The 12311-nt window shown below is 45.5% G+C and carries 8 protein-coding genes and 1 pseudogene; 5 read left to right on the forward strand and 4 right to left on the reverse strand.

All coding sequences use genetic code 11. The annotated features are described in order from the left end of the window. Positions 1 to 204 (forward strand): annotated as a pseudogene (locus KO531_RS15390) (IS4 family transposase); the annotation flags it as partial. A gap of 87 nt (positions 205 to 291) precedes the next feature. Here the strand turns inward: KO531_RS15390 and trmY are convergent. The 3 genes from trmY to KO531_RS15405 form a co-directional block, all read right to left on the reverse strand. Beyond that, positions 292 to 888, reverse strand: coding sequence for a tRNA (pseudouridine(54)-N(1))-methyltransferase TrmY (gene trmY / locus KO531_RS15395; protein ID WP_028759682.1), 597 nt, complete (start codon positions 886 to 888; stop codon positions 292 to 294). A 663-nt stretch (positions 889 to 1551) separates the two neighbouring features. Continuing rightward, on the reverse strand, positions 1552 to 2619 hold the full coding sequence (locus KO531_RS15400) for an ATP-binding protein (RefSeq protein ID WP_219251608.1): 1068 nt from the start codon (positions 2617 to 2619) through the stop codon (positions 1552 to 1554). Next, positions 2616 to 3344 carry a response regulator gene (locus KO531_RS15405; RefSeq protein ID WP_219251609.1) on the reverse strand — a complete coding sequence of 243 codons (729 nt, stop codon included), beginning with the start codon at positions 3342 to 3344 and terminating at the stop codon, positions 2616 to 2618. The genes KO531_RS15400 and KO531_RS15405 overlap by 4 nt, the downstream gene beginning before the upstream one ends. 165 nt (positions 3345 to 3509) lie before the next feature. Here KO531_RS15405 and KO531_RS15410 point away from each other — a divergent pair, with 165 nt between their 5' ends. Together KO531_RS15410 and KO531_RS15415 are read left to right on the forward strand one after the other, a co-directional pair. Beyond that, a complete protein-coding gene (locus KO531_RS15410) occupies positions 3510 to 4667 on the forward strand; it encodes an efflux RND transporter periplasmic adaptor subunit (protein ID WP_219251610.1) in 1158 nt (385 codons plus the stop codon). A gap of 16 nt (positions 4668 to 4683) precedes the next feature. Further along, positions 4684 to 7803, forward strand: coding sequence for a multidrug efflux RND transporter permease subunit (locus KO531_RS15415; RefSeq protein ID WP_219251611.1), 3120 nt, complete (start codon positions 4684 to 4686; stop codon positions 7801 to 7803). A gap of 469 nt (positions 7804 to 8272) precedes the next feature. Here KO531_RS15415 and KO531_RS15420 read toward each other — a convergent pair whose 3' ends face one another. Next, on the reverse strand, positions 8273 to 10042 hold the full coding sequence (locus KO531_RS15420; protein WP_173496814.1) for a flavocytochrome c: 1770 nt from the start codon (positions 10040 to 10042) through the stop codon (positions 8273 to 8275). A gap of 226 nt (positions 10043 to 10268) precedes the next feature. On the opposite strand from KO531_RS15420, the gene KO531_RS15425 reads away from it, so the two are divergent. Together KO531_RS15425 and KO531_RS15430 are read left to right on the forward strand one after the other, a co-directional pair. After that, complete coding sequence (locus KO531_RS15425; RefSeq protein ID WP_219251612.1) at positions 10269 to 11297, forward strand: porin; 1029 nt, start codon at positions 10269 to 10271, stop codon at positions 11295 to 11297. A gap of 123 nt (positions 11298 to 11420) precedes the next feature. Continuing rightward, positions 11421 to 12302, forward strand: coding sequence for a LysR family transcriptional regulator (locus KO531_RS15430; RefSeq protein WP_105252710.1), 882 nt, complete (start codon positions 11421 to 11423; stop codon positions 12300 to 12302). Positions 12303 to 12311: the final 9 nt, after the last annotated feature.

Below are 12311 nucleotides of genomic sequence, written 5' to 3' on the forward strand. Positions count from 1 at the left end.
TGGCTAAAGACGGAAAAAAGCCAACCGCCCGAACAAGTCCCCAGTGTGCATTGGGCTTATCTAAGATTAGGAAAACTCGCGGGCTGGAATGACAGCAAACGAAGCGGAATTATGGGCTGGGAAAGGTTATGGCAAGGATGGTTTAAACTGCAAACCATCCTTGAAGGTTACCAGCTAGCCTTGTCTCTTGAGCAAAAGATGTGATCAAGAGACAGATTAAAAAATGGGGTTCGACACAGGTTGCCACACAGGAATAGTCAGCGTTAGCAACGGATACATAAGACTCAGAGGCTATTGATTGATATCCAATTCATTATGGATCAATACCACGCACTGGGAAGCAAACAGCATCTTTGGCCCTAAGCTAATCTTTTGCGCGCCGAGTCGTTTCAAGGTATTAAAACTTTTCTTCGGCATAGGAATATGATCGGTCAGCAAAAAGCACGGATTACCCACAAATTCTTGCTCACGGATTGAAGTGCCCTTCTTATCCATCATAAACAATTGATAATCCACCGCGAGGTCCTGTACCAGCTTTTCAAAACTGATAGTGCTAACACTGATGCCCTCGTCAACAACACGGGTTTGCTCCTTCGTCATGCCCCGAGAAATATCTAAGGCTTTGGCAATTTTAGTGAGCAAAGCTTGCTCGTGAAAACCACCAATATGGCAAATATTTCGAGTATCGAAGCAAATAGTGCGGGAAAAATCATGGGTACTTTCTAGCACCAAATAAACGACAACATCGTTTCGATGGGACTGAGCCACAAAGATAGTGTTCATCAGGGTATGAGCTAAAATCTCGGTATGCGCCTCTTGGCCGACAGAAGCCAAAAACAACTGACTGTCAGTAGGTGCTGATCTTGCTCGTAAAACAAACGCGCGCATAGGTAAATGTCCTACTCAATAATGTCTTAAATGCTAAATGGCAGATGCATATAATTTGTGAAATTGACGATTTCGCCTTGGAAATTTTTGCCTTTTGCCTTTTGCTGTGCCAAAGCCAGCCTAATCACTCGAACTTGAACCTTAGTCGCAAGCAGCGTTAATCATATCGGCAGCGAAAAGGTATAAAAAACAAAACCCGTATAGCAATGCTAACACGGGGTTTTGTTTTACTTAACTGCTGGTTATTTTAATGATTAAAACAAACTAACAAAAAGTATCTAATTTGATCGGTATGAGAAGATTCGAACCTCCACTCCCTGATACTCTATAACAGTGAACCGCTTAATCATAACCTGCTAAATTTAAACATAAATAATGTAATTTTGCACGTTTAAATTACCTCAACAATTTATGTACAATTACACGAAAATGCGATATCAAGGCTACAAGTACAACAAATTGAGCGTATTCAAACAAAATAACATCCCATTAGTTGTAATCAATATCGGATAACAACCAATGGGAGCTAGGGAATACCTACAATCCCTGCATTTTCCCGATTCAGCAATGTGCTCTGACGCGGTGGCCATACGTGCAGGAATCACTCAGCACGTCACCGTTCATATAGATAATTCCAGTATCAGGACATAGTTAAGGGGAGCCTTAACTTGCCTTAACAGGCCAAGAAAGGACGAATATTGTTCCTCCACGACCCGATGGCTGGCAGGCCACGTGGCCGCCGTGAGCTTCAGCAATTGTTTTAACCACTGCGAGACCGAGTCCACTGCCACCACTTTTTCGAGAGCGAGACGGATCTACTCGGCGAAATGCTTCGAATACGTAGCTTGCTGCCTCATCAGGGATACCAGGGCCTTCATCTTCGACGCTGAGATAACAGCTTGCCCCCGAGCGGTAAAATCGTACAGTCAAAGTGCCAGGATCAGCATGCTGGCGTGCATTTTCCAGCAGCGCCATCAGCGCCTGCCGTATTCGTATAGCATCACAGTAAACTTTAAGTCTTGTATCAAGTTCCTGCTTCAGTATGAGTCCCTTAGCGTCTAACACCGCCGCGAAAGTCTCAATCACCGCACTAAGTTCCTCGGCTAAACAGACCTCATCCCGCTGTAACTCTAGATGTCCACTGTCATTGAGGCTCAGCACTCGTAAATCTTCGATCAGGTGATTGAGGCCTTCAACCTGCCGTAACAGTCCCTCGAACAACTCACTGCTGGGGCTAAAAACACCTTCCGCTAAGCCCTGCAACCGACCACGCAGAATAGTGACTGGGGTACGGAGTTCGTGAGCGATTGCTGCGTTCCAAAACTCCCGTTCGCGAGTCATATACTCTAGGCGCTCGGCCATAGCATTAAAGTCACTCACCAGTTGCGCCGTCTCCCCCATCGCATGTTGGTCCATTCGCGCACGCGCGTTGAGCTTGCCTTGGGCGACTTCGCGTAGGCTATATGCCACAGAGTTCAGTGGTGTAAGAATGCGCCGTGACAGGCGAATGGCAACAAATAGCGCCATCCCCAACGCGGCTATGATAGTGCAAACTATCCATAGCATCTCCATCTGAGAAGGCATCCAGGTTTCGGATATACTGCCTGGCAGGTAGGCCACTGCAATGGCATAGAATACATAGGAGCCAAACACTGACAGGAAAATGATGCCTAACGTCATTACCGCTAGGGACTGGATAATTTGCCTGCGCAAACCCGGTGTTTGCCTCATACTTCACCACCAAAGCGATAGCCAACCCCCCAGATACTGAGCGGCACGCCTTGAATATCGAGGGCTTCAAGCTTTTTACGTAGCTTACTGATATGGCTGTCTACAGTGCGTTCCTGAGTATCGCCCTCAGGCAAGCAATTAATTAACAGCTCCTCACGGCTAAAAGCACGTTTCGGTGTACGCATCAAGCAAGCGAGCAGTTTGAACTCGGTCAAGGTCAGATCCAGAGCCTGCTGCTGACCGTTACAGATTACGCTAGCCTCGTGGCTGTCTAAGTCGATTTGGAACTGGCCGACGCGCAACATTTGGGTATTTATAGGCGTGTTAGTGCGGGCGCGTCGCAGTACCGCCTGCACCCTAGCCACCACCTCGGCGGGATTGAATGGTTTAACCACGTAGTCGTCAGCACCAAGGCGTAACCCCATTAATTTATCGATATCCTGATCAAGCGCAGTGAGCATGATCACCGGCGTGTCACCACGGGAGCGAATTTCATTCAGTACATTCCAGCCATCGAGATTCGGCATCTGTACATCGAGCAGTAATAGATCGGGCTTAAATATTTGGTGCATAGCTAGCGCTTGGATACCATCGATAGCGTGTTGAGTTCGCAGCCCACTACGCTGCAAATAAGCGATAAGGATATCGGCAATCTCTGCTTCATCCTCTGCAATTAACACCAGTGCCGAAGTCATAGAACTTACGGACGCATTGAGATTAGCCATGGATTGCCCCAACGTTAAAATTGCTGAACTTTATCATCCCCTCCATACATTCTCCACAATGTCTCGAATAATTCGCAATACTGACTCGTCATAATTCAGCATTAGTTCTCTAGCGTTTGATAAAACGCCATTAGTGAGATCGCTGTACATTGAGGAGAGTAGATTATGTACATCAAACAGCGGCACTTAAGCTTTGTGTTAGTTGTAGGAATTGCCGTGTTGGGATTGGTAGGTTGTGATTCAGCGGTACAGGATGAAGAGACAATTGCTCCGGTTCAAGTGTCAGTGATGACATTAGAAAATGAAGCACTATTGGTGACTAAAGATCTGCCCGGTCGTGTCTCTGCGGTTCGCAGCGCTGAGATCCGCGCGCAAATTAGCGGCATAGTGCAAGGTCGTCTCTTCGAACAAGGCGCCGAGATAACATCTGGCACTGTGCTGTTCCAAATAAATCCAGCGCCATTTAAAGCCGATGTCGATATTGCTGCGGCAGCGTTACAACGTGCCGAAGCGGTATGGGTTCGGGCTCGTCAAGAAGCCGATCGCTTGGCCTCTTTGATACAAACCAAGGCCGTCAGCCAACAAATGCATGACGATGCGATTTCCCAGCGTGATCAGGCTGCCGCAGATGTAGCCCAAACCAAAGCGACGCTGGCACGGCGTCAGTTAGATCTACAGTTTGCCAACGTAGAGGCACCAATCTCCGGACGTATAGATGAAGCATTAGTGAGTGAAGGTGCATTGGTCTCACCGACCGATACCACACCCATGGCGAGGATCCAACAAATAGACCAAGTGTACGTTGATGTACGTTTGCCAGCATCAATGTTGGAGGCGATGCGTCAGCAGGGCAACTCTGGAGCCCCGGAGTTGGCTGTTGAGATCCTTAGCAGTAGTGGTACGCCTCTTGGCATGCAGGGGCATATCTTATTTTCCGGCATTCAAGTAGATGCAGGTACTGGCGATGTACTGCTGCGCGTACTGGTAGATAACCCGCAGCATCGTCTGTTACCCGGTCTTTACGTAAAAGCTCGCATTCCACAAACTTACTATCCTACGGCTCTGAACGTGCCTCAGCAGGCTGTGACTCGCAAAGCTGGCCAACCCCAAGTGTGGGTGCTTGATGGGCAAGCTAAAGTGCAACCTGTGGCCGTTAAGGTCGATGAATTGGTGGCAGGTCACTATCACGTAGTATCCGGCCTAAGCGCTGGTCAGCAGATAGTTGTTGAAGGCATCGAACGCCTAAGCCCAACTGCGCAGGTCGTCGCGCGCCCTTGGCAACCTACTATTGCTAATCAGCAACTTAGCGCTGTCGTACGCTAAATTTGGAGAAGTCGCCATGCCGCAGTTTTTCATCAACCGCCCAGTATTTGCTTGGGTGATAGCCTTATTTATCGTACTGATTGGCGTCATCGCCATTCCACAGTTACCCATCTCCCGCTACCCATCAGTGGCACCCGTGTCGGTGAGCATTTATGCCGCTTATCCAGGAGCCACGCCACAGACACTTAATGACTCAGTGGTAAGTCTAGTCGAGCGCGAATTGTCAGGAGTGAAGAACTTACTCTACTTCGAATCATCAGTTGACAGCTCGGGCAGTGCACAGATCACAGCTACCTTTAAACCGGGCACGAATGCTGAAATGGCCCAAGTGGACGTGCAAAACCGCATTAAGGCTGTCGAACCACGCCTACCTCAAGTTGTACGGCAGAGCGGTCTGCAGGTTGAATCGGCCGCTTCAAGCTTTTTGATGATGATTGGTATGACCTCACCTAACGGCCAATTCGACGAAATCGCGCTAAACGACTATTTGGCGCGCAATATTGTCGAGGAGTTGCGCCGAATCGACGGTGTTGGTCGCGTGCAATTATTCGGTGCCGAGCAAGCCATGCGCGTCTGGGTAGACCCAAATAAACTCACCGCCTATGGCCTGACAATGAACGACCTTGCTATCGCTATTGAGCAGCAAAACGCACAAATAGCCCCAGGGCGACTCGGTGATGAACCTGTCTTACAGGGACAACGACTGACGGTCCCCCTAACAGTGCAAGGACAACTCAGCACGCCCGAGGAGTTCGCTGCTATCGTCCTACGTGCCGGTGCCGATGGTGCAAAATTGGTGCTCGCAGATGTTGCTCGGGTCGAGCTTGGCGCTCAGTCCTATGGTTTTTCTAACCGTGAGAATGGTGTGGCGGCGACCAGTGCTGCTATCCAGCTCTCGCCAGGAGCCAACGCTGTACGCACAGCTTCTGCGGTACGTGAACGCCTAGCCGAACTGGCGCCGATGATGCCAGCTGGCATGAACTACTCAGTGCCATTCGATACAGCTCCCTTCGTCAAAGTGTCTATCGAAAAAGTAATCTATACCCTGTTTGAAGCTATGGCGCTGGTATTTATGGTGATGTTCCTGTTCCTGCAGAACCTGCGCTACACACTTATACCAGCTATCGTCGCGCCCATAGCGCTACTCGGTACCTTCGCGGTGATGTTACTGGCAGGCTTCTCAATCAACTCGCTGACCATGTTCGGCATGGTGCTGGCCATTGGCATTATTGTTGACGATGCTATTGTGGTGGTGGAAAACGTTGAGCGACTGATGGCTACCCAAGGACTGTCGCCGCGAGAGGCAACCTCACAGGCGATGAAGGAAATTACCGGCGCGGTGATCGGTATCACGCTAGTGCTGACCGCCGTATTCATCCCCATGGCCTTCGGTAGCGGCTCAGTGGGAGTGATCTATCAACAATTCACTTTGTCGATGGCGGTGTCTATTCTGTTTTCGGCCTTCCTCGCACTGACCCTAACGCCAGCACTATGCGCCACGCTACTGCGCCCAGTTAGTGCTGATCACCATCAAAAAGGCGGTTTCTTCGGCGCCTTCAACCGTGGATTTGAACAACTCACCGCAGGCTACAGTGAACGCGTAGCACGATTGGTTGGACGCAGTGGACGTATGATGGCGGCATTCGCCGTACTCTGCATGGTGCTAGTCATCGCTGCAGGGCAATTGCCGTCATCCTTCCTGCCAGAAGAGGATCAAGGCTATTTCATGACCTCCATCCAATTACCCACAGGCGCTACCAGCGAGCGCACGCTGGATGTGGTCAAAGCCTATGAGACACACGTCGCCTCACGCCCTGCGCTGGATGCCAACATGGTAGTCCAGGGCTTTAGCTTTGCAGGCTCCGGCCCCAATGCCGCCATGGCTTTCACTATGCTCAAGGACTGGGATCAACGAAATGGCGCCACAGCTGCCGAAGAAGCGGCACAGGCGCAACAAGCTATGGCTGATAACGTCGAAGGCACAGTGATGACCATGATGCCGCCAGCCATTGACGAGCTGGGCACCTCCTCGGGTTTCACTCTGTTCCTGCAGGATAGAGCTAACCGTGGCGAGGCTGCATTGCAAGCTGCACAGGCACAATTACTGGCACTGGCTGCGCAGAGCGAGGTGGTCAGCGATGTCTACCCAGACGGCCTACCGCCCGGTGAGAGCATTAGCCTGAATATCAATCGGTCAAAAGCCGAGGCTATGGGTCTGTCCTTTGCCACTATAAGCAATACTCTGTCGGCTGCCATGGGCTCACTGTACGTTAACGATTTCCCTAATGCCGGCCGTATGCAGCAAGTCATACTGCAGGCTGATGCCTCGGCGCGAATGCAATTGGATGACATGCTCGGCCTGCGCGTGCGCAATGCTAGCGGGGGCATGGTGCCTCTACGGGAAGTAGTGACGGCTGAATGGAAAGAGTCGCCGCAGCAAATGATGCGCTTTCAGGGCTTCCCTGCTATGCGTATTTCCGGGGGGGCTGCAGCAGGCGTTTCCAGCGGCGCAGCAATGACCGAGATGGAACGCTTAGTGGCGCAGTTGCCACAAGGGTTCGCGGTAGCGTGGACGGGGGCATCATTGCAAGAGCGCCAATCGGCGGCGCAGGCACCATTACTGATGTTGCTGTCCGCTCTGGTAGTATTTCTGGTACTCGCTGCGTTGTACGAAAGCTGGTCTATCCCACTGTCGGTGATGTTGGTCGTACCGCTAGGTCTGTTGGGCGCGGTAGCAGCAGTAATGTTGCGTGATATGCCTAACGATGTGTTCTTCAAGGTGGGAATGATCACCATCATCGGTCTATCGGCAAAAAATGCTATCCTCATCATCGAGTTCGCCCGCCAACTGCACGCCGAGGGCCATACGCTGATAGATGCTGCAGTGACCGCAGCACGCCTGCGTCTACGGCCAATTCTGATGACCTCATTGGCATTTACTCTCGGAGTGGTGCCCTTAATGCTTGCGAGCGGCGCCAGCGCAGAAACTCAGCATGCTATCGGTACTGGCGTATTCGGTGGCATGCTCAGTGGCACTTTGCTGGCAATATTCTTCGTACCGGCGTTTTTTGTCTTTGTCATCGGCACACAAGAGCGCTTGAGTGCCTGGCTTGCGCGGCATAATACTGCCAAATAGTCTCAGGAAATGAGCTGACGCCTCGCTAATGCTCTGTAGGAGTTTCGTGACACGAGCCAACAGAGCACTAGCGTTAGTCAATATATCTGTCATCATTTAAAAAGCTGGAAATATAGGTTCAGTAATAACAATAGTTTCAGCTTATGAGGCACTTAATCAAGTCTGTGAACACTCCAATCAAATAGTAATGTAATGCCGAACTCGCCCACAGGGCATGATTAGCTTTATGGAAAAATGAGTACTTTTAACCCATATACCGCGCGATATAAAGAAGATGAAGACGATCGAAGAGTTAGCAAAATCCTGATATCTAATTCTGCCGAAAAATAAAAAAGAGAGGCTACATTAGCCTCTCAAAAAATAGCAGGGGAGTACTTTAACTCAAGCAATAATTTTATTGCTAATATTTACGATGAATAAAACTTGAGATGTTGTGAGAGACAATAACGAGTCTCTCACTGATTTAGCGTTACTTTGTATTTAGAGCATGTTTGGCAGCATTTGTCCCTGCGATTTTACCGAAAATCACAGTATCAGCGACAGCGTTACCACCCAGTCGATTATACCCATGAACACCACCAGTCACCTCTCCCGCCGCAAATAAACCTTTGAGCGGTTGGCTTTGTATATCGAGTACTTCAGCTTTAGTGTCAATGGCAACTCCCCCCATAGTATGATGGATGCCAGGAGCAACTTTTACGGCATAATAAGGAGATTTTTCTATTGATAGTGGCATCTGCTCACGGTTAAATGCCTCATCTTTACCCTGTTTGAAATAATGGTTGTAGTTTGTGATAGTTTTGTCTAAAACACTTGGAGTCATTCCTGTTATTTTTGCAAGCTCTGCAACAGTATTGGCCTTTTCAAGCATTTCTAAATGATCATACCCCTGAACCATTTTAGCTTTTTTATATAATTCATTATCAAATACTAGCCAAGCATATTGTTCAGGTTGTTTTAGAATGGCATCAGAGGCTTTATCTCGAGTCGTTAATTCATTGATAAAGCGATTGCCTTCTTTATTAACCATTATGGCCCCGACACCTCGAACCGTTTCTGAAATTAATATACGGCTATCTTTTCCTACTGTTGGATGTGTCTGGATCCAATCAATATCAGTCATACTTGCACCGACTGCTTTAGCAAGTTCAATACCATCCCCAGTTGAAGTAATATTATTTGAACTTGTCATGCCTTTAAATGTAGGGCGATAAAAAGCAATCATTTCTTTGTTAAACCCATAACCACCTGTGGCTAAAACAACCGACTTAGCTGCAACCATATAGTGACCAGAGTGTTTACCGTGGATGACAACACCCACAATTTTTTGTTCATCATCAACAACCAGTTTAACTACTTTTGAGTTGAGTCTTGTATCAACCCCTTCTTTATCCGATGCTTTTCTTAGTACATCAATAATATGTGGACCAACACTTAAACCACCAGATGGACGATGTGTTCTATCGACTCTAGCGCCGCCAGAGCGTTTTAAATCATCCATATTGGCGCCCAAAGATTCTAACCATTTAATGCCATCAGCCGATTGCTCCGCTAATATTTGTACCAATTTAGGGTCGTTAGCATATCGACCGCCTTTCATTGTATCTTCGACATACCATTCGATTTTATCATCGACTTTATGATCTTTTTGCTGAACTGTACCCACAGCATTATACCCGCCTGCGGCGAGCATAGAGTTACCACCACTAAATGGTGCTTTATCAAGCAATATAACGTTAGCCCCAGCCTTTTTAGCTGCAATCGCAGCATTAAACCCAGCACTACCGGCTCCAACAACAATCACATCCGTTGTTTCTTTAGGACCTGCAGCTATCGCTTTATTTATTGCTTCATTATCCCAACCTTTGTCCCACGGTTCTTTGGATTTTGCTTTATTAAAAGGCATGTCGAGCCCTTTAAATGAATGACATTCATTACAATATAATTTTGGTTGTTCATGTCCTTTATGACAAGACGTACAATTAATATCACCTAAGTGTGAAGAATGTGGGTCAATTTCTAGTTTGGGATTTGCTAGTTTTCCATAATCACCATGACAGGATTTACATTGTTTATTTTCAAATGTCTCGCTATCGCTCACTTTATTGGGTGCTGTATGGCAGGTTTTACAACCATTAACATCTTTATGGAATGATGCTAAATCATTTTTATTATCAGCAGCCCATGATGACGCCGTTAAAATCGAACAGACAATAATACTCAAGTATTTTATCTTCATGCAATTCTCCAGTTTTTATTTTGGTAAGATTTGGCGTGATGATAGTTTCTTAATTTTTTTAAATAGTGACATTGAGCAATAAATTGAAATTGTTAAATATAACTTAACACACTTTAAGTTATGCTTAACTCGATATTTTTGTTGATTAGATGTGATCTAAAGCGGAGATGTGTTTGCTTAAATCTCTAATATGGCATTGCTTTTACATTCTAAAAAGGTGATGTCGATGAAAAACACTAAATATATTGGTTTTAGTTTTATTTTAATTTGTTCAACTCCAGCTTTATCTGAGCCACTAGATTTTTATGGAAGACTGTGGCTTGGTGTGGCCAACTCAAGTAATGGTCTTTCTGGTAACGAAAAAGTTGATGGATTTTCCCTTGAAAATTATGCATCATATTTAGGCGTTAAAGGTGAGTATAGTGTATATGATAATTTTAGCTTGTTATATAAATTTGAAGCAGGGATAGAAAGCTTTGATAACGATGATTCTAATATTTTCAAACCGAGGAACTCTTACTTAGGTTTTAAAACTAACTATGGTTCAGCTGTTTTCGGAAGAAATGATACCGTTTTTAAAAGTGCTGAAGGTAAAGTGGATTTATTTAATATTACCTCAAGCGATATGAATATGATCATTGCAGGTAACGATAGATTAGGCGATTCGGTAACATTAAATAGCGCTAAGGTCGCAGGTGTTACTATGGGTATTAGTTATGTTTTTGATGAGGATTTTAATCAAAAAAATCCAGAACTTTCTGATAAACAAAACAATTATGCAATTAGTTTTTCCCTAGGCGATGCAGCCCTTAAAAAGAATAGTCACTATATTTCAATAGCCTATGCTGATGGATTGAACCAGTTAGAGGCAACAAGACTGGTGGGTGGTGTTGCTATTTCATCCGTAAAATTGGGGGCTATGTACCAGCGCTCTGAGTCAAGTATTTATGATAATATTAAAGGTAACTCCTACCTGTTAAGTATGGTTGTTCCTATTAATAAATATGATATAAAATTTCAATATTTAAAAGATGATGCTGGGCTGGGTAAAGTGACAAAAAATGCCGGAGCAGATCTAAAAACACTAAAAGAGAGTGATGCAAGTCAATATTCTGTAGGCGTTGATTTTAAGGCTCAAAAGGATTTGACTTTTGGGGTAGGTATTTCCTATTTTGATGGTGATTATACTGATGCCAAAGGACATACTGAGTTTGATGACACTCTCATTTTTGTATCTACAAGATATCTATTTTAACCTCTATAGATAAAGCGGCTAAATAGCCGCTTTATAAAAATCAGATATTTATCATGTTAATTATTTATCATTTTAAACTATTATACTGCTAGTATAACTGATTTTTCCCTCGCGGAGCACAAGATGCGGATAACATTAAGACAATTGATGATCTTTAAAGCCATACATTCTGAGAGGCAGATCTCAAAAGCGGCAAAAGTGCTTCATATGTCAACGCCAGCTGTAAGTATGGCACTTAAAGAATTAGAAGGGTCTTTAGGCTGTAGATTATTTGAGCGAGTAGCGGGAGGTTTGGTTGTAAATGCGCATGGAGAAATAATATTACCTTATGCTAATGAAATGCTATCCAAGGGAAAAGAGTTAGAAAATATATTTTCATTCCCTGAACATGGCATTAAGGGGACGTTAACCATTGGGAGCAGTAAGACTGCTGGTAACTATGTATTATCTAGAAAAATTCCATTATTTAAGAACCAATATCCCGATGTAAAAATAAAACTAGTCATTGATAATAGTTTAGTTATTGAAAAAATGGTTTCAGAAAAAGAACTAGACTTAGGCTTTATTGATGCTAAACCCGCGAGTAAAAATCTCATTTGTGAGCATTGGTTACAAGATAATCTTTGCATTGTGAGTGGTGTAACTCATCCTGCTGCAAATGGTTTAAATACAAAATCTTGGCTTAGTGAACAATTGTGGATATTCGACCATGAATCATCGTTCTCTCGAATTCGTGCAATTCAGTTATTAAAAAGCTTAAATATCCACGTTCGTGATGAAATCTGCATGTCAACCATTGGCTCTATTAAAAGGGCAATTGGAACAGGTATAGGTTTGAGTGTATTACCCCTATTAGCGATTGACGCTGAATTAGCAAGAAAAGACCTTATTTTATTACCTGTGGATGGATGGGATTATAAACGAACTTATTGGTCAATTCAGCGTGAAGGAGAAGAATTATCTGCATTAAGCATGAGTTTCCTAGCCTTTAGTAAGCTACTGTAAAATATAACA

The organism is Shewanella sp. NKUCC06_TVS (genome assembly GCF_019345515.1).
GTDB classification, from domain to species: Bacteria; Pseudomonadota; Gammaproteobacteria; order Enterobacterales; family Shewanellaceae; genus Shewanella; species Shewanella oncorhynchi.

Bases quoted from the DNA above. Each gene is read 5' to 3' on its own strand.
- trmY (WP_028759682.1), bottom strand. From the start codon at position 888: ATGCGCGCGTTTGTTTTACGAGCAAGATCAGCACCTACTGACAGTCAG.
- KO531_RS15400 (WP_219251608.1), bottom strand. From the start codon at position 2,619: ATGAGGCAAACACCGGGTTTGCGCAGGCAAATTATCCAGTCCCTAGCG.
- KO531_RS15405 (WP_219251609.1), bottom strand. From the start codon at position 3,344: ATGGCTAATCTCAATGCGTCCGTAAGTTCTATGACTTCGGCACTGGTG.
- KO531_RS15410 (WP_219251610.1), top strand. From the start codon at position 3,510: ATGTACATCAAACAGCGGCACTTAAGCTTTGTGTTAGTTGTAGGAATT.
- KO531_RS15415 (WP_219251611.1), top strand. From the start codon at position 4,684: ATGCCGCAGTTTTTCATCAACCGCCCAGTATTTGCTTGGGTGATAGCC.
- KO531_RS15420 (WP_173496814.1), bottom strand. From the start codon at position 10,042: ATGAAGATAAAATACTTGAGTATTATTGTCTGTTCGATTTTAACGGCG.
- KO531_RS15425 (WP_219251612.1), top strand. From the start codon at position 10,269: ATGAAAAACACTAAATATATTGGTTTTAGTTTTATTTTAATTTGTTCA.
- KO531_RS15430 (WP_105252710.1), top strand. From the start codon at position 11,421: ATGCGGATAACATTAAGACAATTGATGATCTTTAAAGCCATACATTCT.